Raw genomic sequence first — 23,712 nt, 5'->3', positions numbered from 1 at the left:
AAGCGCAAGGCAAGAACGGCAAAGTCATCGCCTGTGCCGCCATGCGCAAACTCCTCGTTCTTGCCTATGGCGTCCTCAAATCCGGTCAGCCCTTCAATCCTCAGTATGCGCTTGCATCGTGACCGCCAAGACGGTATCTACCATCGCGTTCGTCTAAGGCCGCCTCGATGAAGAATATTGGCGGCGATTTCCTCCACCGACATGGTCGAGGTGTCCAAATATGAAAGTCCCGCCGCTCGGAACAGCGCGTCCGCGGCACGGATTTCGTTTCGGCATTGTTCGAGAGAGGCGTAGCGGGTCGCCGGTCTCCGTTCCTCCCGGAGCTGATGCAGGCGTTCAGGATTCATGGTCAGACCGAATAGCCGCGCCCGATGCTTTCGGAGACCGGACGGCAGCGTGGAAAGATCCAAATCCTCCTCGGTCAACGGGTAGTTGGCGGCCTTGATGCCGTAGTGCAGGGCGAGAAACAGGCAGGCCGGGGTTTTGCCGGAGCGCGAAACGCCGACGAGGATAATATCCGCTTGATCGTAGGCGTCGACGCCAATTCCGTCATCGCACTCCAGGGCGAATTTCAGCGCTTCGATACGACCCCGGCCCAGCGCCGCATCGCCCAAGCCATGAGAGCGTCCGACCGCTTGAGCGGAAGCTTGTCCGAGTGCCGCTTCCATGCGATCGAGAAATACTTCGAAAAGATCGAACACCACGGCTTCGCTGCGTTCCAGAATGTGGCGAAGATGCTCGTCGGTCAGCGTGCTGAACACCAGCGGCGCTTGCCCGTCATGGGCGAAAGCGTTGGCGATGCGCCGGCAGGTTTCTATTGCTTTGGCTTCGCAATCGACGAAAGGCAGCGTGACGCGTTCGAAGGTCACGGCTTCGAACTGGCTCAAAAGACTCCGTCCGAAGGTTTCGGCGGTGATGGCGGTGTGATCGGATATGAAGAAGGCCGTGCGTTTCATGCTTTCCTTACCATGCTATACGGATTCCCATAGAATACTGGCTCATACGGGCTCAGCAAATTTATACGGGGTAATACCGATGAACGAGTACGTGGTTTGGTTCGATGCCTTGGGAATCAACGATGTGGGGCGCGTAGGCGGTAAGAACGCCTCGCTCGGCGAAATGATCGGCCGGCTTTCCGAGGCCGGTGTCACGGTGCCCGACGGTTTCGCCACTACGGCCGAGGCCTATCGGGATTTTTTCGCCCATAACGGCCTCGATCAACGCATCTGGACGGAACTCGACCGGCTCGATGTCGACGATGTCACGGCGCTGGCCCGCGCCGGCGACACCATCCGCCAATGGATTTTGAACACACCTTTCACCCCCGAGTTGGAGAAGGCCATCGAGGAAGCTTACGGCCAGCTAGCGAGCCAGTCTCCGAGCGAATTTTCCGTGGCCGTGCGCTCCTCGGCTACGGCGGAAGATCTCCCGAATGCGTCATTCGCCGGCCAGCAGGAAACCTACCTCAACGTGCAAGGCTTGGACGGCGTGCTCCGGGCGGTCAAGCAGGTTTTCGCATCGCTCTTCAACGACCGGGCGATCGCCTATCGCGTGCACCAGGGATTCGAGCACCGCAAAGTGTTATTGTCCGCCGGCGTGCAGCGGATGGTACGCAGCGATCTCGCCGCGAGCGGCGTGATTTTCACCTTGGACACCGAATCGGGTTTCCGGGATGCCGTGTTCGTCACTTCAAGCTACGGTCTCGGCGAAATGGTGGTGCAAGGCGCCGTCGACCCGGACGAATTTTATGTCTACAAGCCCTCTCTAGCCGCCGGGAAATCGGCGGTGCTACGCCGCAGCCTCGGCAAGAAAGCCGTGAAGATGATTTATGATCCGGCCAAAACGGTGGTCACGGTCGATACGTCCGAAGAAGACCGTCTGCAGTTTTCCATTACCGTTCAAGAAGCGGAAGAGTTGGCGCGGCTCGCGGTGAGCATCGAGCAGCACTACGGCAGGCCCATGGACATCGAATGGGCCAAAGACGGTCTCGATGGTCAGCTCTATATTCTCCAGGCTCGGCCGGAAACGGTGCAAAGCCGCGCCACGCGCGAGATCGAGCGGTATCGGCTTAAGCAGAAGGGCAAGGTGCTGGCCGAAGGCCGCAGCGTGGGGCATCGCATCGGCACGGGTTACGCAAAAGTCATCAACAGCGTGTCGCAGATGGATCTGGTGCAGCCGGGCGACGTGCTGGTGACCGATATGACCGATCCCGACTGGGAGCCGATCATGAAAAGGGCTAGCGCCATCGTGACCAACCGAGGCGGGCGCACCTGCCATGCGGCGATCATCGCCCGTGAACTCGGCATTCCGGCCGTAGTCGGCTGCGGCGATGCCACCCGCAAGATTCAGCGGGATACGTTGGTCACCGTCTCCTGCGCCGATGGCGACACGGGCTATATCTACGAGGGCGAACTCCCTTACGAGATCGCCAGGATCAATTTGGACGAGATGCCCGAACTGCCGGTCAAGCTCATGATGAATGTGGCCAACCCGGAGCGCGCTTTCGCCTTCTCCGCGCTGCCGAACGAGGGCGTCGGCCTGGCCCGGCTCGAATTCGTCATCGCGCGGACGATCGGCGTTCACCCGAAAGCCTTGCTCGAATTCCACAAGCAGCCAGCCGAGGTGCGGCAGGCGATCCGGGAGCGCATGGCCGGTTATCGCGATCCGGTGAGTTTCTACGTCGACAAGCTGGCCGAAGGCATCGCCATGATCGCCGCCGCCTTCGCCCCCAAGCCGGTGATCGTGCGGACGTCGGACTTCAAGACCAACGAATACGCCAATCTTCTGGGCGGCGAATCGTACGAGCCGAACGAAGAAAATCCCATGATCGGCCTTCGCGGCGCCTCGCGCTATGTGGACGAGTCGTTCCGGGATTGCTTCGAGCTGGAATGCCGCGCCTTGAAAAAAGTGCGCGAGGAGATGGGGCTTGAGAATGTTTGGGTGATGATTCCCTTCGTGCGCACCCTGGAAGAAGCGCGCGAGGTTGCCGAACTGCTGCAGCGTTACGGCTTGCCCCGCGGGGTGAGCGGGCTCAAGTGGATCATGATGTGCGAGATTCCCTCCAATCCCTTGCTGGCCAACGAGTTCCTGCAAATCTTCGACGGCTTTTCGATCGGCTCCAACGATCTGACCCAGCTCACCTTGGGCATAGACCGCGACTCCGGACTGGTCGCCGGTGGTTTCGACGAGCGCAACCCGGCGGTCAAGGCGCTTATCCGGCAAGCCATTCAAGCCTGCCGTAAGCATGGCAAGTACATCGGCATCTGCGGGCAAGGGCCGTCCGATCATCCCGATCTGGCCCGTTGGCTGCTGGACGAAGGCATCGAAAGCCTGTCCCTCAATCCGGACACCGTGGTCGAGACCTGGATGTTTCTGGCCGATAAAAGCGTGGGTTGAGCATTGAGGAGGCTGACAAGCACCTAATTTTCCATTAAAATGCCGCGTTTTCGGAGAGATGGCCGAGCGGTCGAAGGCGCACGACTGGAAATCGTGTATACGGCAAAACCGTATCGAGGGTTCGAATCCCTCTCTCTCCGCCAATCATAGAAACCGAAGACGTTCGGTAAAATCCGTAAAACCCGCGAGTCACAAGGCTTGGCGGGTTTTTTGTTGTCCGGTAACGTCCGCCTAAAAACGCTTGCAGCCGGAGGGACGCGGGGGTAACTTTGGGGGTAAATGTCAGACCCCGGCGAGGTGTTACCCCCATGCCCCTAACCGACAACACAATTCGCAACGCGAAAGCGCTTGAAAAGCCCGTCAAGCTTAGCGATGCCGGCGGGCTGTTTTTGCTTGTTACCCCCACGGGCGGCAAGTGGTGGCGGCTCAAGTATCGGTTCGAGGGCAAGGAAAAGTTGCTGTCCCTGGGGACTTACCCCCAAGTGACCCTCAAGGAAGCCCGCGAGAAGCGCGACGAGGCCAAACGGTTGCTGAAAACCGGCATCGATCCCTCTGCCCAGAAGAAGGCCACCAAGACGGCCGACGCCGAGACCTTTGAGGCGGTCTATCAGGAATGGCTGGCGAAGTTTTCGCCGCGATGGGCGAAGAGCCACACCGAAAATATCACTCGGCGTATCGAAAAGGACATGCTGCCGTGGATCGGTAAGCGGCCGATTGCGGAAATAAAACCCGCCGAACTGTTGACCGCCTTGCGGCGCATCGAGGCGCGCGGAGCGCTGGAATCCGCCCACCGGACCAAGCAGGCGTGCGGCCAAGTATTCCGCTACGCCGTGGCCACGGGGCGGGCAGAACGCGATCCGACCGGCGACCTGCGCGGCGCCTTGCCGCCGCCGAACGGCGGGCGATTCGCGGCCATCACCGAGCCCAAGCAAGTAGGCGACCTGTTGCGCGCCATCGAGGCCTATCAAGGCTCCTTCATTGTCCGTTGCGCTCTGCGCCTGGCCCCGCTGGTCTTCGTCCGGCCCGGCGAACTGCGGCAAGCGGAGTGGGCCGAGTTCGATCGCGATCGCGCCGAGTGGCGCATTCCGGCCGCCAAGATGAAGATGAAAGACCCGCATATCGTGCCACTCTCTTCCCAAGCCTTGGCGATCCTGGCGGAGCTCTATCCGCTCACCGGCTCCGGCCGTTACGTTTTCCCCAGCGTCCGGACGAAAACCCGCCCGATGAGCGACGGGACGGTTAACGGGGCGATTCGCCGCATGGGCTACGGTTCAGACGATATGACCGCGCACGGCTTCCGGGCCATGGCGTGCTCTATCCTGAACGAACAGGGGTGGAACCGGGATGCCATCGAGCGCCAGCTTGCCCATGCCGAACGGAACGGAGTTCGAGCGGCTTATCACCGGGCCGAACACCTTCCCGAGCGCCGGCGCATGATGCAGGCCTGGGCAGATTATCTGGATGGGTTAAAGCAAGGCGCTGAGATTATCCGGATCGACCGCGTCAAATGACAAGATAACAAGGGCGGAAAACCAGTCCCGCCACTCACTAACAATAATTCAAATGGGGGGATAATGGTATTTGGAATACTGTCAAATAAAAGGATTAATGTTGTTATTCCAGTAAAATTGAACATTACTACCATGTATGTTTTTATTGGAAATGTTCTGAATGAGAGGCTCGATGCAAAATCAGATAAAATAAATTTCGATTTTTCACGTCTTGAATTTATTGATCCAACTGGAATGACAGTGTTATGCAACTTAATTGGGTTTCTTTACAAGAGCCGGGTCTCTGTAAGCTTTTCCGGCGCCAACCCTATGAAAAATGGTGCTGTAAAATATCTTGATGATTCTGGCTTTTTTAAGAAATACACAGGGAAATCGCTTTCTGAATCTCCCCGAGCTAGGGATAGTACATTTCCGCTAACGACTATAAGCCATGCAGAGAGTTATTCGTGGATAAATGACCAATTAATCCCTTGGATATCATTCTGTAAGGGGTCGGCCGAAAGCTCATTCTCAAGCATTAAAGTATGTTTTCAAGAAATCTTTAATAACATAAATGATCACTCGACAACCGATATTGGATGCATATGTGGCCAATATTTTCCTAATAAGCATGAGATCGAGATTTGTATATCAGACTTTGGTGTTGGAATCCCTTATAATGTAAGAAAGTTTAGCCCTGGACTTCCTGATCATCTTGCAATCAGCAAGGCTATGGAAGAGGGGTTTACGACAAAAACGAAGCAGAAGAATGCAGGTGCCGGTTTAGATATCTTGAGTCGATCCGTAGTTTTGGCGAATAAAGGAGTTTTGTGGGTTTCTTCGCTAAAAGGAATGGTCACCTGTACAAGTGATTCTGAAAAAATTAAGAAAACTGCAAGAACGGTCAATGGCTTCTATCCTGGAACGCTAATAAAGATGAGGATTAGCACTGATTTTATTCAGCCCGATGATGACTACATTGAGGTGTTCGAATGGTAATTAAAGTGCTGGATATAGTTAGCCAATGCTATACGAACGAAGACGGCCAGAAGGTCTATGACAAGATTTGGCCTGTTTTGATGCGTGGAGAGAACGTAGTACTTTCATTCGAAGGCGTCGATACTACTCCTTCTTCTTTCATAAACTCGGCTTTAATCCAGCTCCTTGGAGTTATGGATTTTGATCAAATAAAGCAACGACTGAAGATTATTAAAACGACCAAGCAAATTAATAATATGATTCGGCAACGATTTGAATTTGAAATAAATCGAGTAAAAACACAGAAATAGTTTCAAATATTGCCGCGCCTAGCCTTTGGCCGGGCGAAAAGCAGGCTTCCTTCGTCCGTTTGCATGGACCCTATCTTGAAGGGCGCCCTGAAAATCGTCTCAAAAGTCCCAAAAATCGTCCCAAAGACGGCTGAAATGGGACAACAAAGTTCGTAGCCTTGCGATTCCTTCCCGTTTTGTTCCAAGGAGTTCGTAATGGGCGCAATAGTTCAGCTAAAGCCGGGCGATCGATTCATTCGCCTAAAGGAAGTTCGGTTTATCACCGGACGATCCAAGACCCAAATCTACGAAGATCCCAACTTTCCCCGCCCGGTAAAGCTGTCCAAGCGCGAGAGCGCCTGGGTTGAGTCCGAGGTGCGCGCCTGGATGCAGTCCCGCATCGAAGCGAGCCGAGGCGCGGCCGCATGCTCCGCTTGACCTTCCCCCAACATCCGGCTAGCCTGTTTCCGCCGCTCAAAAAAAGATCGGCCGGGCGTGAGAACCCGAGTATTCGCAAGGCGTCTAAACGCCTCTATCTGGCGTTTTTTTACGCCCAAAATCTGTCTATGGCGGGCGATGCATGGGCGCGCTTCGGCGCGGCCGGTCCCCTTGCGAGCCGGTTTCTCACCCTGTGTGTCGTCCGTCGCCCATCCGCCGTGAGAAGCGGACGCGACGGCTCCAAATCCAATCGCAAGGAGTCTGTCATGGCTAACCATGTCCCTGGGCAAAATCCGCCCGCTGTTTCCCTAAACACCGCAATGTCCGCGGGTCCCGCGGATCTAATTCCGATCACATCGCCGGTCGTCGAGCGCCTCCCGGAGCTCCTGGACGTTCACCGGCTGGCCATCCACATTCACCGCTCGCTGCTTGAGACCGGCGCCGATCTGCCGGCGATCCTGAGCGGGTGGATACTCGCCGAGGCCGAGGGCCATCTCGCCGAGGCGCGGCGCGCCCTCGAAGCGGTTTCCGAAACCGTCGCCAAGGGAGTCCGCGATCATGGCTAAGAATACTCCCGCACATCCGCGCCAAGAGTCCGCGTGCAAGATTATCCCGTTTCCTGGAACGTCCGCCGAATACGGCGCGGGGCCGTTCGCCGAGCCGGTCGTCTGCAAGGAAAGCCGAGAGCTCCTGAAGGAGCTCCAGGAGCTGGTCGAACGCGGAGAGATCGAAGGGCTCGTCGTTGTGGGCGTCCTGCGGAACGGCTACGAGCTGACGGAAAGGTCGGGGTCGGCATATACGGAGCCCTTTGCTTATATCGCCTCGGTCGCGCGAGTGCTTCACCTCCTGAATGAAGGGGCTCTTCGATGAGCAGCAAGGAGACCGGTGAATGCGCGGGCAAATCAGGCGAAGGCCTGCGCCGCCGCCTTCCTCCTTACGGCAAGCGGCTGGCCGCCGTTCCCGTTCAGACGCTTGCTGTTCTGACGGGTTCCGAAGCGTGGCTCCAGGCGGCGTCGAAGACTTGGTTTCCCGGCCGGAAGTTGCTGCTCCCGTTTGGCGAAGATCCAGCCGGGTTCGATTGGTCGCCGGCCGAAGCCTTTCCCGATTGCCTCATCCTGACATTCGGAAAGCCCGAGTCGGCCGAAGTCATCATGACTTTGGCCGCTCACCTTCTCAACTTTGTCGGGTTGATTCTGCACCTCAGGCCTGGCGATCGCGTCATACGGTTCGAGGCGCGATCCCCATGACGTCGGATTCCGTTATTTCCCTGGATAAAGCCAAGGTATCCCGAACCAAGAAGTCGCGGCGATCAGGCGGGGGAGGCGGCCGGGCGAGCGCCGACCACCTGCCCTACGAGATCGACGGCAATCAAATCTGGCTGTACGACGACGAAGGCCGGCGGCCGTTGTGCAACTTCGTGGCGACGATCACAGAGGAAACCTTGCACGACAACGGCCTCGAGGAGGAGGTTCTGTTCCGCATCGAGGGACGCCTGCGCGATGGCACCCCGCTTCCACCAGTCGAGATTCCCGCCTCGAAATATCCGGCCCTGAGCTGGGTTTCCAGTGCCTGGGGCGCGCGGGCCGTGGTCTACGCCGGCACGTCGATTAAGGACCATACCCGCGTTGCCATTCAGGTGCTATCGCCCAATATCAAGCGCCGCACCGTGTATGGGCATACCGGCTTTCGGAAGATCGCCGGCGAATGGCTGTATCTGCACGCCGGCGGCGCGCTTGGCGCGGCGGGGCATCGGGCAGACGTCGAAGTCCGGACCGGCGAAGGCCACATGAAGCGCTACCGCTTCGACGCCGCGGCCGGCGACCTGCGCGCGGATATCCGGTCGAGCCTCAAACTCCTGGACATCGCTCCGGATAATCCGGGCTTGGGCGTGGTGCTGTTGGCCAGCGTCTACCGGGCTCCCTTGGGGGAAGCGGCCGTGATCGATCACGGCGTGTTCCTGGCCGGGCAAACCGGCGCCCGGAAGTCGGAAGCGGCGGGCATCGCATTGGCGCATTTCGGGCGGGGCTTCGATGCCCGGCACTTTCCCGCGAATTTCGACGACACCGAGTCGGATCTGGAAGCGAAAGGCCATGCGGCCAAGGATGCCCTGATGGTGGTAGATGACTTCAAGCCGCGCGGCACGGTGGCCGACGTCCACAAACTGCACGTCAAGGCCGATCGGCTGTTCCGGAGCGCCGGCAACCAAGCCGGCCGAGGGCGCCGCACCAGCGACATGAAGCAGCGGGCGGCTTATCACCCGCGGGGCCTGGTGTTGGCGACCGGCGAGGACGTGCCCCGCGGGCAAAGCCTGCGGGCGCGCTTGGTCATCGTCGAGCTCAGCGTCAAGGATGTGGATAACGCCGTGCTGACCGAACTTCAAACCTCGGCCCGCGAGGGTGCGCTGGAGCGTGCCATGGTGGGCTATCTGCGTTGGCTCGCTCCCAACATGGACGAATGGAAGGCGAGTCTTCCAGGGTATCTGCGGGCATTCCGCGATCGGGCGATCAGTGAAGGCTTCGCCAGCAGTCATCCGCGCGCCGCCGACATCTACGCCAGCCTGTTGACCGGCCTGGACCTGTTCCGCCAGTACGCCGTCGAAGCCGGCGCGCTGGCCGATGCGGACGCGGCGCCCGTGTTCGAGCGCTGCGAGACCGTCCTGAAAGACCTGATCGCCGCCCAGGGCGACATGCAGACGGATCAAGACGAGGTCGTGCAATTCCTGGGTTTTCTGAAATCCAGCCTCAACGCCGGGTATTGCCACTTCTCCGACTATCTCAGCCAGGGGGCGCCCCCGGAGCATCCGAGCTTCTGGGGCTGGCGGATCATTCCAAGTGCCGACGAGGGCGCCCCGAGCATCGAGAAACCGCAAGGGGAACGGATCGGATGGGTAGACCCGGTGCGGGTGTGCCTGGACGGCCACGCGGCTTTTGCGGCCGTCCAGGAGATGGCCAAAGCCACCGGCGAGAACCTGGCGATTACCGAGCGCAGCCTGTGGCGGCGGATGTACGAGCGCGGGCTGTTGCTGGACGTTCAGAAGGAAGCCGGCAAGGTGCGGCTCTCGCCGAAGCGGGTCATTGCGGGAGTATCCCGGCGCGTGTATGTGATGGCACGCAGAACTCTAGAAGACTAGGTATTCATTTTGAGTGGGGAGAGTGGGGAAAAGTGAATAGAAGCCACGCCGTTCAAGGCGTTCAAGCTCCCCACTTGGTAAAAATGAGTGGGGATATTCCCCACTTGAGTGGGAAGCTCAGCCAAGGCGATAAAGCATCCGAAAAGGCCGGGATTCCTGCCGATCCCCACTCCGAGTGGGGAGATTTCCCACTCAAAAAACGAGGTGGGGATCGTCTAGGGCACGCCAGCCGTGGCTTACAGCGATTTTCCCCACTTTCCCCACTCGTACGCGCATATAGGTCTATGCGGTGTGTGCGTGTGTGCATTTTCTTGTTTCCCATAGACCGGGAGATCCCATGAAACACAAAACGTCTTTTCGGGGCGGTGGATCCAGGACAACGCTCATCACCCATGACGGGCAAGTACGGGCCATGGCCAAAAAAGCCGGCGTTTGGGCGCTCTTGCGGGAGGCCAGACAACAAAAGAGATCCTGCTTGGTGATGCACGGATTGACCATCTTTGGCGCGTGTGCCGATGGCTATGCCGCATTTGCCGCAAGCCATCCCGCCGAACTGCTCGAAGCCTTCATGCGGTTGTCGCTGGAGATCGGCGTCGAGTCGGCCGAGATCCGGCCGACGGGAGAGCGCCATTGATGCCGCGGGTCCTTCCTGACCGCGGCCCCATGCGGGCGGAAAGCTCGCGATCGCTCGCTAGTCACCACCCTTTTTCTTAAGGGGCTAACTTAATGAATTCATTAGAAAACCAGATTACACAGCATGAATTCGCGGAGCTTATCGGGGTATCTGATCCGACGGTATCGGGCCTGGTGAAGCGGGGTATCCTGGAGCCTGGCGCGACCGGCGCCGCCTGGCTGAAAGCCTATTGCGCTCACCTTCGCGAGCAGGCCGCCGGACGGTCGCCATCGCTCACCGAGGCGAGAACCTCTGTTGCGCTGGAACAGAAAGCCTTGCTCCGGCTCAAGAAACAGCGCGAGCTGGGGGAATGGGCGCCGATCGAGAACCTAACCCTCGTGCTGTCGCGAGTCACGGCACAGATGGCCGCGCAATTCGATGCGATTCCCATCCGCCTTAAACAGGCCTTCCCAGAAGTCACCGGAACGCAGCTGAACCTGATCCGCACGGAGCTGGCGAATATCCGAAACCTGCTGGTGTCGGTGGGCGCCGAAGCCGTCACCAATGAGGCCGCGCGGCTCGTGGATTACGTTGACGAGTTCGATTTCGGCGAGCCGGTTGACGAAGAGCCGCGATGAAATCCCGCATCGAGCTGGCGGTCGAATTGATGCACGGCGCCGACGATTGGGCCGAAAAGAGCTACGAGCTGCGCCAAGCCGCGCGGCTGATTCTGAGCGAGATGGACGCCCTGGAATTGGAAGCCGTCGCCCGCCGGCTGGCCGATCGCGGCTGGACGGTTTCTTGGCTGCGCGTGTTGATCCACGGCCCGGAGGCGCTGCAACGTGATCGGCGTCGATGATCTTCTCGCGCTGGTCGAGGGGCAACCGCTCAACGACCGAACCCAAGCCTGGCTGCGCGAAGGCCTTCAGCGGAGCATTGCGACCGGTGCGCCGCTGGAGCGCGCCCTGGGGTTGACGACGCTCCCCGGACGCTCTTGGAGGGATGCCGTGCGCCAGCGCAAGGCCAAGAGCCTCGTGTGGCAGGCGGCGGACCTAATCCCCGCCCGTGACGCCTGGAGCCGTGCCAAGTTGCTATCGGCGGAGATCGCGAGTTTTCGGCGCTACCGCTGGAGTCGGCTGCTGGGGCTTGATGCGCCGCCGACGGCGCTGAGCGACCTGGAATGCATCCTGTTAGATCTGTTCGGCATGACTGGCGGCCGTCCGCCAGAAAGCCCGCAGCGGCTGTATGAGCTACTGACCGCTGCGACCGACCGCTCGGAAAGCACCCCGCTTCTCTCCGAGTGATAGCCGCCGCAGAATCGTCTCCAATTCAAAAACCCGGAGACCCCAAAGTGGCTCAACCCGTCATCCTTCTTGATCCGTCGCGATCGCTTAAAGATATCATCGTCGCTGGCGGACAAACCCTGCCCGAGGGCACCGTACTTACCCGCACCGTTACCGCCTCAACAATGACTGTCACGCCCGGCGCAACCAACACCGGCGATGGCGTTATCGCGGGCATTGCTGCCCATCACCGCGTGCGTGCTGGCCGCTACAGCGTCCGCATTACCGGCGTGATTCAGACCCCAGAAGAACGCTGGGAATTGTTCGATTTGAAGAATCCCGACGGCCACGTCATCGGAGGCGGCATCGTCGGTCAAGCATTCGAGTCCGGTGAACTGTCGTTCACCGTCAATCCCGGTTCGCTCGCCTTCGCGGTCAGCGATCGGTTCGAGATCGATGTGACCGATGTGATCGAAAAATTCGAGCCGCTCGACCCGACGGAGACCGACGGCCGCGAAATCGCCGCCGCCGTACTCCGCACCGATACGGACGCCATGGGCGGCGATACGACGGCCTCGGCGATCGTCTGCGATGCCCGCCTGTACTCAGGCCGGCTGGTCTGGCCCGCAGGAATCACTGCCGAACAAACAGCAATCGCACTGGCCGATTTATCGCGGGCCGGGCTCATCACCGACTAACGGAGGTCACATGCAGATCGATCTGGCGAAGTTGAACCGACTCGAAGAAGCCGCCCGCCAAGCGCATGTCGTCGTGATGGACGTCGACACGCGGCGGAACGAAGCCCGCGCCGAGTACCAGCGCCAGAGAAAGCGGCTGGAGCTGGACCTAAAGGAGACCAATAATGCGTTCCTTGCGGACAAGGAGGCCATCCGCGCCTGGCTGGAACGGGGCTGTCTCTTCCCGCTCCCCAAGACGGAAGACGGCTACTGGCAGAACCCTATGAACCAAGTCGCCGACCTCAAAGCCCGCGTTGACGACCTGACTGCCGAACACAGCCGCGCTCAAGAGCGCTGGCGGGCCTTGACCGATCCCTTGGGCGCGCTCCGCGACTTTGCCGCGCAATACGGCCGTCGCCGCGAGAAGATCGGCGCCCGGCTCGCGAACGAAGCGGTCGAGCCGGGCTACGCGCTGCCCGAGCTTTCGCCGGCGGCCGGGTATCCGCCGGCCGAAGGCGCCAGCGCGGCTGCGTCGGTACCGGCTGGTCCAAGACAACCCGCGGGACCAATCGCGGCGCTCAAGCATCTCTTCTCTCGCTGATTGGAGTCCCTTCCATGGCCAAACCTCACAATGAAACGACGTTCGAAGCCGAACTGACCCGGCTTCGCACCCTGATCGAAAACCTCAAAGACCGCCTCGACTGGCTCCATGGCGCGCCCATGCCCCTGGACGAAGCCAAGCAACAAGTCACGGAACGGGTCCGGGCCATGGCCAAAAACGACCCGTTAATGGGCAAAGTCGGATACTTTTGCCGTCCGGGCTATGGCGCCCATGACCTCATTACCGCGCCCGGCGGCGATTTCACGTCCGTGCTGTGCGCGCTGATGCCCGATCTCATCGAGCAACGGCTGCACCAGATCCTCGAGGAACATTACCGAACTGTCGAGGCGGGGCCGCCGATGGCGGAACGCGCCGACCGTCGCCTTAAGTTGGAACAGCAATTGTTCGACCTTGAGCTGCTTGAAGAGCGGCTGATTTGCGACTGGGAACGCGAGCGCGGACAAGTCTACCCACGCCGGCCGGACTGCAACCCCGGCGTCGTCCTTGGCTTTTGGGATAAGGAGGCCGCGTAATGTCACAGTCGCAACAACGAGCCTATTGCTTTAAATCCGAAATCATCGAGCTTTTCGGCGCCGATGGCCGCAGCGCCATCTTCCGGGCGGCTTCCGATTCGAAAACCGGCTACCAAAAGCTAGCCGTATCAGGAGGCCGGTTCATGTGGCTGTCGGCGACTGCCGGCGAAGTCAGGACCATTGAGCGCGCGCTGACGAATGCCATGACCGAGCGCGAACGCATGGAGCAGGCGGCCGATCAGTTTTGGACGCGCCAAGGCGCGATGCCCAAGCCGGGGCTGGGCATCGACGCCCCGGCCGTGCCGACCGCCGATCCTAATGCCCAGGCCGCCTGGGATCGGGTCCTGGGGCGATAACCGTTTCCTCGTGCCGCTGCACCGTGTCCGGCGTGTAAAAGCAGCGGTATCGGGCGGATGCCACACCGGACACCCTTTCAAGGGGCGCTTACCTCGGCGCGAGCGGTCTCCCCAGGCAGCTCTTGCTCAGGCTGCCTGCACGACCGCCTCAAGACCCGGCTTCGGCCGGGTCACCTTCCGAATAACGCTGGCGCGGCCGGCGCCGGCATCGGGACGGACATCAGTAAAGCCATCGAGGGTACCAATATATCGGACCGGATCGGGGAACTTGTCTAAGGCGAGATCATCACCAATAATCCATCCCTAGGCCTTTTGAGAACCAGTGGCATTCCCAGTTCGTCCCACGCGGCTTGGTTTTTTTAATTAACAGGCAGACGCGGGCAGCCAAATTTAATGACGCACTTACAGAGTGTGCTAGGCCAGCATATGCGGACTTATCCGGTGAGTACGGAACGCGATGACCCAACGGAAAAGCGGTGTGTTGAGAAGGTTAATGTGAAAATGAGATTTGAGAAGCACGTTTGGTTCAAGACGATGAGGCTAGGATTCGGCTATTGGCGTCTTATGGGAAAACAAACCTAATTTTAGGTCTATCTTAGAAAATCTCTTCTAGCTATAACCTTGGGTTAACCCTTAAAATTTGCGCTTTGCAACCTCCCTATAGCCGCGAACCTACATATAGCCTGATGGATATCCAAACGAAAGAACTCGATGTGACAGTTGAGGATATCAATGTCGTGGTGATCGGCGACTTCAATCCGAGGATTTTCCATCCCATGTGGTTTGCGCATTATGGGCTCCTTCGTGTAACCGAGGCTGAAGAGGCCAAAATTGAAATACTGCATCAGGATGTCTCGGCGTTCGCGATTAGCTGGCTCACTGTGCAAGTCCTGCGAGATCGATTTACAGTAGGAATCAAGGCTGATGTCTATCAATCTCACCTTAACGACTTGGTCCAAGGTATTTTCCAATTGTTGAGCCATACTCCAGTACGTCAACTTGGCATTAACGTTCACTTCCGCCTACGCTTCAGGTCTGAGCAAGATTGGCATAACTTTGGCCACTTTCTTGCGCCAAAGTCTCCGTGGAAAGACGTGGTCTCCCAGCCTGGGCTGCGAGGCCTCCAAATGCAGGGATCACGCGAAGATGAGCGGCCTGGCTTGCTTCTGGTTTCGTTGCAGCCAGATTTAGGCAAACGCGGTGACACGATCATACAGGTCAATGATCATTACGAGATGCCTAAAGCAAAGGATAAACAGAGGGGGATGTCCGAAGGTGCCGTATGGGCGGTCGAGGTTCTTCGGGAAAATTACAACCTATCCATCGAACGAGCTCGGGATATTGTCAAATACCTGACAAGAAATTTCCTTGCCGCAAAAACCGTGGATAACGGAGGTTGAAATGACCAATCTGTCCGATGTCCTTTCAGGTCGTGATTTAGCCGGCCGATTTGATATCAAACAGCTACTCGGAGAGCGTGAATTAGCGCGCCCATTTTCGGTAAAGGACGATTATTTAGGCAGCCGCGTTTACGGCAATACAGTGGAGGCAACTGCTTCTGCAAGCCCCCTTTTGGAAGACGAATCGCCCTTTATCTTAACGCCTCCTGAGCGACAATCACCATCTATTCATCGCTTCGTCAAAGAGCAGGAATTCGAAGGTACGGTAGTCGCGGTTAATGAGGATGAAGGTACCTTTACGGCACGGTTGGTGGACTTGACCAATAACTGTCCTGATGAAGAGGGCGAGTTTTTTCTCGCTGAACTCAATGGCGACGAATATCTAGTCGTTCCAGGAGCTTTGTTCACTTGGACTATTGGCCTACAGTGGCGCAATACCACAATGCAACGGGTCTCAGATATTCGCTTTCGCCGGTTACCTGGCTTTACCCGAGAAGCCATAGCTAAATCGGAGGCGGAGGCAGAAGAGTTAGCCAAATTCTTAGACGAACAGGATGCCCCAGAAGCTTTTGCCGCCCGCCCCAGATGAATTAGAAGTCTCGGTCTTTGGGCCGGGATACGGCGAAAGCGTACTGATTCATGTCGGTTCTGGTATCTGGCTGGCTATTGATAGCTGCATCGATCCTGTAACTGGAAGATCGGCACCACTTGGCTACCTGGAATCTCTTGATATCGATCCGAAAACGGCTATCGATCTAGTGGTTGCCAGCCACTGGCATGCCGATCATATCCGGGGACTGCACGAACTTTTCTCCACTGCTTCAGCCGCGAAATTCTGTTGTTCGAGCGCGCTTTGCCGAAAAGAATTTACGGCCTTAGGAAAGCTTTACAGCGGGGGAAAAAGCCGTATCCCTCTAGGCCCAGAAGAACTCTATCGATGCCTGGAGACAGTCTCAGAACGTATAAGGACAACTGGGCAGTCGCATCTTCGTTGGGCGACCGCCGACCGGCTATTGTGGCAATATGTTTCAGGCGGTACACCGCCCTCTTTAGTTGCTACTCTGACTTCCCTTTCACCGTCTGATTCAATGATCAGCCGTAGTCTTAAATTCATGGTTGATTCTTCGGCCGCGATTAAGAAAGGCTGCGTGAAAGCACGCCTCACTGCTGGCTCTCCGAATGACGTGGCTGTCGCCCTGCTCCTCAATATCAACGGCCGCAAAATCCTTCTCGGATCGGATCTAGAAGACGAGGATAACCCTCTTTTTGGTTGGTCCGCCGTCATGAGCGGTATGACGGCTCCAGGCAGTAGATCAGGAACTTTTAAGGTTGCACACCATGGATCTGTGTCGGGTTACCTCGATGACGTCTGGAATACGATTCTTGAGCCCGAGCCACTTGCTTTGCTAACGCCATTCAGGCATGGCAAGCATCGCATTCCGAATGCCGCAGATCGAGCCCGAATCCTAAGCAAAACGAGTCAAGCCTATATCTCGGCGCATCCTGAGAATGTCGTCAGACCAGCGAAAAAGCCTACAAAGATTCAAGGTCTCATGGATGGCGCTATACGCAACCGCCGGCTTGCAGCAGGTCCGATCGGTCATATCCGCTGGCGCGCATCAATTTGCAACCCAGCAGATAAAGGCACCGTGGATCTGTTCGATGGCGCACTGGCGCTGCTAGACGTGGTGTAGGATAGGTTTATGCCCCGCGCTGGCCGGGTTTCTTTTTAAATTTATTCAACTTATAGATTCATTGAATCCAGTGCGCCTTTGTCTGCCTAGCGAAAGGCACCCTGCGGGGGCACTACGGCCGATCAAAGGCTGAATTATGCACATGCTGGCGCCTAGCTGCCTAGCGATCCCGGTATAAGCTCAAGACCGTAAGCTTGGATTCAATGCTTATTCCCCCGCTTCGGCGGGGTTTCTTTTTTTGGAGTGCGTAAAGTTTGGGGGTAACTCCGGGGGTATCAATGCGATACTCGTTTCTAGACTATCTATAAAATCAAATATCTATAACCGAATTAGACAGCCTCTCTCCCAATTGAGAGACCGGAGAAGTCCGGGAAAATCCGAGAAACCCGCACAGCTTAAGGCTCTGCGGGTTTTTTTATTATCCGAGGAATTCCGGTAAGAAACGCTTGAAGCGAGGCTAATTTGGGACCACTAAGCCCTTGACCGGAACCAGATGCCCTTTGCCCTAACCGACAACACAACTTGTCATGTGAGGCCGCCAGACATCCCGGATTCGATCGGATTTCATCCGGGCTCGCGGAAGCCCGAAGCAAAAGCCGATCCACACGGACCCAGCCTGCCCCTCACCCGGACACGCCTCCCAAATTGGCCAGTGAAGCCCCTAGGGAACCCCCGATAAACGGCGCCAACATAGCGATCACCTGGGGTAATTGGCGCATGGGATCCCGCGATATACCGAAAGTCTCGAGATACTTCCCCAGTTCCGGATGTTCGGACGTGGGAAAGTTGCGATTGAACTCGCGCTTGGCGCGCGCATAAAGGGCCAAGGTGCAGGGAACATACAAAGCGATGACCATTAGGGAAAAGACCGCCCCCCAGTACATGCTCAAAGTCAGCGACCAGTTGACGACTTCGTCCTCCAGTTTCCCGTCCCCCAGAAAAACCACCGGCCACCGCAGCCAAGCGAGCATATGCAGGACGCCTATCAGCAGCATCGCAGAACCCAAATTGACCGCGTTTTTCAGATGGCTGAAACGCCCTTCGAGCAAATACAGGACTTCATCCGGGGGTAACTCCTTAAAAGGAGCCAGGGCGCTGCTTCCGGCCAGGACAATCGCGAAAGGCGCCACGGTCGCGATCAGATTGACCACGCCCACCAGTCCTAGGATGACCGCGAGCTGCAACGATGAAAAATAGCCTGACGCCTCGAGTACTCCGTAGGTCAGTTGAAAAATCGCGTTCACACTATTTTCGCGGAGAGCACCGAAAACGAAGTAGGCGACGGACAGGACCCCGAGCAGAACTATGATCACGCCGAAATAGGTGAAACATTGACGACTCATGTTGAGGCGAATCGTATAAATACTGACGACTGCCACCGCGACCGCAATGACGTAATAGACAAGAACCGCCGTCAGCCAGACCATTCGCGCGCGCAGTTCGGACAATTCCATGATGACGTCGCAGTCGAACGCGAAAATCTGATGGGCCAACTTGCCGGGGATCGTCGACAGTCCGAACCCGCCCAATTCAAATACCACGATAGCCGTCAGCAAAATCCCGATCGGAGCCACGGCGAAAAAAAGGCATCCGAACTCCTGCTTCGTCGCATCATCGGGAAGAAAAAAATGCTTCCTCATGGCCCTGTCTCCCTATGGATGTCACCACGCCGCCAGGAACGCAGCGGAACCCAGGGAACTCAACGCCCAAGTCGTCCAGCATTCCACTGTATTTCAATCCAGTTAACTGCTGCAGATAATCGGGGATTTTCAGCGAACGGTCCAAGGGGCTAGGTGGGCTGTGCCTACCCGACCTGATTGTCCAAGTTTTTGCCATATCCCTTCAAGGGCACGTTATAGCTCACGGCAGAAGCCGAGGCCAGAGGCAAGGAAGCCCAATAGATCGAGAGCGAGGGCGATTCAATCGGCCTGGGCGCGCGTCCTTGGCGACGATCGGAAGCCCCCGAGGCCTCCTGAACGATTTCCCCCCGCCTCAAGCCCGTGCTCGGTCATGTAAAAAGAGGCGGATCGGGCGGATCATGGCCGGGTGCTCTGTTTTAGACCGGCCGCGTTACCGCACCGCCGGTTCAGGGGGCGAAAGCGGGCGGCCTCCCCTTGGCGTTTTGCTCATGGCGCCACACGGCGGCATCAGGACCCGGCTTCGGCCGGGTCACCATCCAAATAAGTCGATCGGATTTGGCCATCGAACACGCGCGGCGCATCAATGAACGGCTGCTGGACGAGATGAATCGCTCTGGCTAGGGGCCATCAAGCAAACAAGGAAAGTCTGACACCGTATTCTCAGTTCGCGACATGAACCCGATTTGCCGACGCAGCCGGGTTTCTTATTGCCGAATTTGCCCGCAGTGGGAAACGAAGGCTCTTAAACGGGCGTAACTAAAAGAAGGAAGCCTGACAGCTTTCAATCACACCTTTCAATGACGTCTTTCAAATTTCTGATATGAGTCAATCCTTATTTCTTCAGCCGCGGCCTAGTGTTACATGCTTTTTTAAACAAGATAGGAGCCTCGGTTAGAAGAGACCGTTTTGAGGCGCGCCACCACACGATTTTGCTCTTAAGTAGAAAACAAAGGCCGGCTGAGGGGTGACCATGAAAGTGCCATCGGGAGTTGTGTAAACCTAGGCAAGGAGCCTCTTATGACTACGGATAGTGAGATTTCACTCAGTGACCACAAAACGAGCCCGCCAGATCTTTCTAATCCATTCTCAGGTGTAAACCGCCGTAAGTTTCTAAAAGGCGTCAAGAACGCTGCGGCCTTGACGATGACGGCGGGCCTCGTCAGTCTGGAGCCCTTGATCAGTGGTGGGAACACCGCTCAAGCCTTCCCGGAGGTTAATCCGCTCACCCCGAACGACCGGCTGGCCCAAGCCCGCGCCGTTCGCGAGGCCGCTGCACTGTACCACTTCGACCAGGGTATGCCGGTCCACGAGAACAACGGCGATGAGGATGAGTTTCCGAACTACATCGCCAATTACTCAAAGGGGCTGCCTCACAATCACTTCGGCGAGGTGGATGGGCCCGCTTATAACGCCCTAATGAACGCCATCGGCGTGGGCACCGAGACTGCCTTCAATGCTGTGCCCCTCGGCGGCAGCCGCAAGTTGACCAATCCACGTGCCGGTTTGTGCTTTGATCTGGAGGGAAAAGATCCGCAGCAGTTCACGATCCCACCCGCACCGAAGTTCAACAGCGCCGAGCAAGCCGGCGAAATGGTCGAGCTGTATTGGATGGCGCTCCTGAGGGATGTGAATTTCCTCACATATGATCGCCATCCCTTAGTCGCGGCGGCTCTCGCTGAGCTCAACGGCCTCTCCGATTTTCGCGGCCCGAAGGCCAATAACGTTGTAACAGTGCAGACCTTGTTCCGGGACGATGTGCCCGGAGGTACGGTCGGGCCGTATCTCTCCCAATTCATGTGGCTATTCACCCCCTTTGGCGCAGAGGTCGTGGACCGGAGGATGCAAGTTCTTGCAGCCGGCAGCGACAAGATGACCGACTTCAACGAATGGCTTGCGGTCCAGCGCGGCAATGTCCCCGGCACGGAGCGCTTCAAGAAAAAGCGCCGTTACATCACGACCGGTCGCGATCTCGCCCAATGGGTACATATAGACGTTCTCTTCCAGGCCTACTTCAACGCCTGCCTAATCCTCGGCACCCCGCCGGGAGGCGGCGGTATAGGCTGTCCGCTCAACCCCAGCAATCCTTACAGCAATGCGCGCAGCGAGGAAGGTTTCGGCACCTGGGGCGCCCCATTCATCAAGACACTCATGTGCGAGGCAGCGACCCGCGCCCTAAAGGCGGTCTGGTTCCAGAAATGGATGGTCCACCGCCGGCTCCGTCCGGAAGCATTCGGCGGCCGAATCCACATTCAAAAGATTTCTAACCGCTACCCCGGCATGATTCATGACGAGGTGCTTGGATCGGAGGCCGTGGATCGCGTGCATGGTAAGTACGGGAGCTACTTGCTGCCCATGGTTTTCCCCGAGGGCTCGCCCACCCACCCCGCCTATGGGGCCGGGCATGCGACGGTCGCCGGTGCCTCGGTAACGATTCTCAAGGCGATGTTCGACGAAAACTATGTTATCCCGAATCCGGTGGTGCCGAATCCAGCCGGCACAACGCTCCATGCTTACTCCGGCGAACCGCTCACGGTCGGAGGGGAACTCAACAAACTTGCTTCCAACGTCGCAACCGGCCGCAACATGGCGGGCGTCCATTGGCGGACTGATGCCTATTGGAGCCTCCGTTTGGGAGAAGAGATTGCGATCGAGCTGCTGCGGGACACCCTCACCACCTTCAATGAAGATATGAGCGGCGGCATTACCTTCACTGACTTCGACGGCAGAACGGTTACGATTACCCCGTCCGGCGTCTCCACCGGCTAAGGCGTAATTGCGTTGAAGGGGCACCGGTTGTCTTGTCGGGGAGTCTCCGGAAGAATCATCAAATTCCAGCCCTAATTGATGATAGGAACGCCATTGCCTTTCGGCGAGCGGCTTCGCGGCACCGCTAGCCGAGCGGGACGTTTGGTGGATTCCTGATCTGCCTACCAAACGCAGTGGGTAACTATGGGGGGATCAATGCGATTCTCATTTTTATGATTTTTGTAAAATCATGCTGTTAGACGTGAATTAGACGGCCTCTCTCCGCCAGTAAAAAGACCGAAGATGTTCGGCAAAATCCGAGAAACCCGCATAGCTTAAGGCTCTGCGGGTTTTTTGTTGTCAGGGGACTTCCGGTAAAAACCGCTTGAAGCCGGGGGCAACTTGGCTGACGTGAAGGCGAGTTGCCCCATGCCCTTAACTGTTTAGTCCCACGGTGTGCTGGAGTGATATACAAGCAGCTACGGAGGGACGATTTATGAGACCGGCTTTGCAGCGCGGTCCTATTTTCCGGTATTTACGTACCGGATACACTGCCCGAGGTTCTTAAAGCCGAACTCCTTATAGCCGCCGTTTTTGCATTCGTCCTTGTCGGATGGGAGAAGAGCGAGTTCGAAAGCACCAATGTCGCAGAAGCCGTCACGGGGTCGTGGCCGGCTTACCCCACGCTGATCGGTTACGACCCCGAGAGTAACGCCATCGGTCGTACCTTCGCAGCCCAGAGGATTGCCTTTTACGTCGTAAACAACAGCGATCCGATCCAGCGCTAGACTGCCTTCGAGGAGCGCATGAGTCAGCGTGGGACCGCCGTTGTCTTGGAGGGGGCCGAGCTTGGGATCGCCGATCAGCGGGGGATTGGGATGGCTCGCATCGAAGCAACTGCCATCTTCAATCAGGTTTTGCCCTACAAAGGCAATCGGCGGAGAGGTGGTACTGCTCACGCAATCCCCGCCCGTATTATCGGCAATAATCGAATTAATCAACGTAGTTTCGTCTGCATGCCATATTGCGTTTACATTGTCATACCATACATTTTTCCGAGCGTCGTGGTAGAAGCCTCCACCGAGTTCGGCGACATTGTTGGAAACGGTGGTGTTGGTGAGCGTTAATCGGGCCATCTGCTCGTAATTACTAGGTGTCTGGTGGATGCCGCCCCCAGTAGCGGTGGCATTGCCGTTTCCGGACACAGTGCTGTTCACGAGCGTGGCACGAAGGCTGGCGAATTCGATGCCGCCGCCGGTGTTGCCGACGAGGGTGCTGTTGGTCACAGAAAGGCGCCCGCTTCTTTCGAAAACGTTGCCGCCAAGGGCCAAGATACCGCGATCCGCATTATTGGCTATGGTGCCGTCCGTCACGTCAATGTCGGCGGCATAGCCGTTGATGCCACGACCGCCATTGTCGGCGATCGTACTGTTCGTGACATGCACTGATGCAAGACGTGCCGAGATGCCATCTCCACTATTGCCGGAAACACGGCTATTCGTGAGGACAAGAGAGGGCGGACACTCTAAGCCAGTGGTCCTACTCCTCAGCGAAATCCCGGTTTGGCCATGCTTCAGCGCGACTCCATTCAGCGTGACGCTGGGTGGCACGGCATAAAAGCCGTCACCACAAATTACAAGGAGCGACAGTAGATCGAAGACAGGAGTATTCGGGTCGATCGAGCGCGCAATCGAATGACCGTGGCCGTTGATCGTTATGCGGGTTTGAACACAAGGCGCTGGGTAGTATCTGCAGTCACTCATTACCACAGGCAATGCTTCCGTTAGGATAACGTCGCCGGTGAGTTCAACGGTGTCATCGGCCGAACCCGCAGGGCAGCCTCCGGTGGTGGTATTCGTATTCGCGGCCGTAATGGCATCGGCCAGAGTGCAAGCAGCGCCGTTACCGTCGATCGCACCCACCGTGAGAATAGTCGCCTCGGCGGACTCGGCCGCCAAGGCGAGAAGCGCCGCGAATACCAGCAGGTATCGATGAAGAGTTGCGCTGAAGATGAAAGCAACCATGTCTTGTTCCTCCTTGTTTGACTGTAGTCCTGCACAATCCGAGAGGCCGCTCGGGCGACACCATTGATAGAATGGCCAGCCGTGAAAGTCTGCACCTGCCGCCAATGTCTTTTAGTGGTACAGAAAACGGCAAAGCCGAACAACCCAGCTTTACCTTAGGGCACCTCGAATAACCGATTCTTTAGCTGACAAAAGGGGCGCGTAAAGGGTCAACAGGCGGCAAGCCCCGCCATTTTCCCGATATTGCCCACGCCCGGAGGGTTCATTTTGGCCCGAATCCACTGTTTCCAGCGGCTCCGGGCGCACCCCGGGGTCAGAAGGCGGCCACCCCGCAGGTCTTGAGGCTGCATAGGCGGCGCAGGTTATAGGTCGCCGCCTTTCCGGTGAGCAGGAAAGTAGCCCGCGCCAAACCGATGCAGCGCAG

Annotated in this window: 24 protein-coding genes and 1 tRNA gene; 22 read left to right on the top strand and 3 right to left on the bottom strand. The window is 57.6% G+C overall.

Annotation, left to right across the window (positions count from 1 at the left end):
- Nucleotides 1-137 precede the first annotated feature (137 nt).
- Nucleotides 138-956, bottom strand: coding sequence for a posphoenolpyruvate synthetase regulatory kinase/phosphorylase PpsR (gene ppsR, locus VEB01_RS08270; protein ID WP_324874470.1), 819 nt, complete (start codon nt 954-956; stop codon nt 138-140).
- Nucleotides 957-1,035: 79 nt separating this feature from the next.
- Here ppsR and ppsA point away from each other — a divergent pair, with 79 nt between their 5' ends.
- The 21 genes from ppsA (at nt 1,036) to VEB01_RS08170 (ending at nt 16,879) form a co-directional block, all read left to right on the top strand.
- Complete coding sequence (gene ppsA, locus VEB01_RS08265) at nt 1,036-3,396, top strand: phosphoenolpyruvate synthase (RefSeq protein WP_324874468.1); 2,361 nt, start codon at nt 1,036-1,038, stop codon at nt 3,394-3,396.
- 52 nt (nt 3,397-3,448) lie between these two features.
- Nucleotides 3,449-3,539 (top strand) — tRNA-Ser (locus VEB01_RS08260).
- A gap of 165 nt (nt 3,540-3,704) precedes the next feature.
- The gene (locus VEB01_RS08255; RefSeq protein WP_324874466.1) at nt 3,705-4,907 is read left to right on the top strand and encodes a tyrosine-type recombinase/integrase; all 1,203 of its coding nucleotides are present in this window, start codon (nt 3,705-3,707) and stop codon (nt 4,905-4,907) included.
- 63 nt (nt 4,908-4,970) lie between these two features.
- Nucleotides 4,971-5,885 carry a hypothetical protein gene (locus VEB01_RS08250; protein WP_324874465.1) on the top strand — a complete coding sequence of 305 codons (915 nt, stop codon included), beginning with the start codon at nt 4,971-4,973 and terminating at the stop codon, nt 5,883-5,885.
- Nucleotides 5,879-6,175, top strand: a complete 297-nt coding sequence (locus VEB01_RS23070; protein ID WP_414675436.1) for an STAS-like domain-containing protein — start codon at nt 5,879-5,881, stop codon at nt 6,173-6,175. The genes VEB01_RS08250 and VEB01_RS23070 overlap by 7 nt, the downstream gene beginning before the upstream one ends.
- Nucleotides 6,176-6,370: 195 nt before the next feature.
- Nucleotides 6,371-6,592 (top strand): helix-turn-helix transcriptional regulator, encoded by a 222-nt coding sequence (locus VEB01_RS08245; protein WP_324874464.1) that lies wholly within the window; start codon nt 6,371-6,373, stop codon nt 6,590-6,592.
- Complete coding sequence (locus tag VEB01_RS08240; protein WP_324874462.1) at nt 6,580-7,158, top strand: hypothetical protein; 579 nt, start codon at nt 6,580-6,582, stop codon at nt 7,156-7,158. The genes VEB01_RS08245 and VEB01_RS08240 overlap by 13 nt, the downstream gene beginning before the upstream one ends.
- Nucleotides 7,151-7,462, top strand: coding sequence for a hypothetical protein (locus tag VEB01_RS08235; protein WP_324874461.1), 312 nt, complete (start codon nt 7,151-7,153; stop codon nt 7,460-7,462). The genes VEB01_RS08240 and VEB01_RS08235 overlap by 8 nt, the downstream gene beginning before the upstream one ends.
- The gene (locus tag VEB01_RS08230; RefSeq protein WP_324874460.1) at nt 7,459-7,839 is read left to right on the top strand and encodes a hypothetical protein; all 381 of its coding nucleotides are present in this window, start codon (nt 7,459-7,461) and stop codon (nt 7,837-7,839) included. Before VEB01_RS08235 ends, VEB01_RS08230 begins: the two co-directional genes overlap by 4 nt.
- Entirely contained in the window at nt 7,836-9,722 is a 1,887-nt protein-coding gene (locus tag VEB01_RS08225) for a cell wall-binding protein (RefSeq protein WP_324874459.1), read from the top strand. Before VEB01_RS08230 ends, VEB01_RS08225 begins: the two co-directional genes overlap by 4 nt.
- Nucleotides 9,723-10,059: 337 nt before the next feature.
- Nucleotides 10,060-10,356 (top strand): hypothetical protein, encoded by a 297-nt coding sequence (locus tag VEB01_RS08220; RefSeq protein WP_324874458.1) that lies wholly within the window; start codon nt 10,060-10,062, stop codon nt 10,354-10,356.
- Between the two features lie 92 nt (nt 10,357-10,448).
- Nucleotides 10,449-10,973 (top strand): hypothetical protein, encoded by a 525-nt coding sequence (locus VEB01_RS08215; RefSeq protein ID WP_324874456.1) that lies wholly within the window; start codon nt 10,449-10,451, stop codon nt 10,971-10,973.
- Nucleotides 10,970-11,194, top strand: coding sequence for a hypothetical protein (locus VEB01_RS08210; RefSeq protein ID WP_324874454.1), 225 nt, complete (start codon nt 10,970-10,972; stop codon nt 11,192-11,194). Before VEB01_RS08215 ends, VEB01_RS08210 begins: the two co-directional genes overlap by 4 nt.
- Nucleotides 11,178-11,639, top strand: a complete 462-nt coding sequence (locus tag VEB01_RS08205) for a hypothetical protein (protein ID WP_324874453.1) — start codon at nt 11,178-11,180, stop codon at nt 11,637-11,639. Before VEB01_RS08210 ends, VEB01_RS08205 begins: the two co-directional genes overlap by 17 nt.
- A 47-nt stretch (nt 11,640-11,686) precedes the next feature.
- Nucleotides 11,687-12,316: a head decoration protein gene (locus tag VEB01_RS08200; protein ID WP_324874451.1), complete on the top strand. Its 630-nt coding sequence runs from the start codon at nt 11,687-11,689 to the stop codon at nt 12,314-12,316.
- A gap of 10 nt (nt 12,317-12,326) precedes the next feature.
- Nucleotides 12,327-12,896, top strand: coding sequence for a hypothetical protein (locus tag VEB01_RS08195; protein ID WP_324874450.1), 570 nt, complete (start codon nt 12,327-12,329; stop codon nt 12,894-12,896).
- A gap of 14 nt (nt 12,897-12,910) precedes the next feature.
- Complete coding sequence (locus VEB01_RS08190) at nt 12,911-13,429, top strand: hypothetical protein (RefSeq protein WP_324874448.1); 519 nt, start codon at nt 12,911-12,913, stop codon at nt 13,427-13,429.
- Nucleotides 13,429-13,785: a hypothetical protein gene (locus tag VEB01_RS08185; protein WP_324874447.1), complete on the top strand. Its 357-nt coding sequence runs from the start codon at nt 13,429-13,431 to the stop codon at nt 13,783-13,785. Before VEB01_RS08190 ends, VEB01_RS08185 begins: the two co-directional genes overlap by 1 nt.
- 686 nt (nt 13,786-14,471) lie before the next feature.
- On the top strand, nt 14,472-15,185 hold the full coding sequence (locus VEB01_RS08180; protein ID WP_324874445.1) for a hypothetical protein: 714 nt from the start codon (nt 14,472-14,474) through the stop codon (nt 15,183-15,185).
- Between the two features lies 1 nt (nt 15,186).
- Complete coding sequence (locus tag VEB01_RS08175) at nt 15,187-15,774, top strand: hypothetical protein (RefSeq protein ID WP_324874443.1); 588 nt, start codon at nt 15,187-15,189, stop codon at nt 15,772-15,774.
- Nucleotides 15,740-16,879 carry an MBL fold metallo-hydrolase gene (locus tag VEB01_RS08170; RefSeq protein WP_324874441.1) on the top strand — a complete coding sequence of 380 codons (1,140 nt, stop codon included), beginning with the start codon at nt 15,740-15,742 and terminating at the stop codon, nt 16,877-16,879. The genes VEB01_RS08175 and VEB01_RS08170 overlap by 35 nt, the downstream gene beginning before the upstream one ends.
- 623 nt (nt 16,880-17,502) lie before the next feature.
- Here VEB01_RS08170 and VEB01_RS08165 read toward each other — a convergent pair.
- Nucleotides 17,503-18,519 (bottom strand): hypothetical protein, encoded by a 1,017-nt coding sequence (locus tag VEB01_RS08165; RefSeq protein ID WP_324874439.1) that lies wholly within the window; start codon nt 18,517-18,519, stop codon nt 17,503-17,505.
- A gap of 1,017 nt (nt 18,520-19,536) precedes the next feature.
- On the opposite strand from VEB01_RS08165, the gene VEB01_RS08160 reads away from it, so the two are divergent.
- Nucleotides 19,537-21,285, top strand: coding sequence for a vanadium-dependent haloperoxidase (locus tag VEB01_RS08160; protein ID WP_324874438.1), 1,749 nt, complete (start codon nt 19,537-19,539; stop codon nt 21,283-21,285).
- A 500-nt stretch (nt 21,286-21,785) separates the two neighbouring features.
- Here VEB01_RS08160 and VEB01_RS08155 read toward each other — a convergent pair whose 3' ends face one another.
- On the bottom strand, nt 21,786-23,288 hold the full coding sequence (locus VEB01_RS08155) for a right-handed parallel beta-helix repeat-containing protein (protein ID WP_324874436.1): 1,503 nt from the start codon (nt 23,286-23,288) through the stop codon (nt 21,786-21,788).
- Nucleotides 23,289-23,712: the final 424 nt, after the last annotated feature.

The sequence above is a fragment of the Methylocaldum sp. genome, assembly GCF_035627495.1.
Taxonomy (GTDB): Bacteria; Pseudomonadota; Gammaproteobacteria; order Methylococcales; family Methylococcaceae; genus Methylocaldum.
The sequence above is the reverse complement of the archived record's forward strand: the minus strand, read 5'-3'. Positions and strand labels throughout refer to the sequence as shown.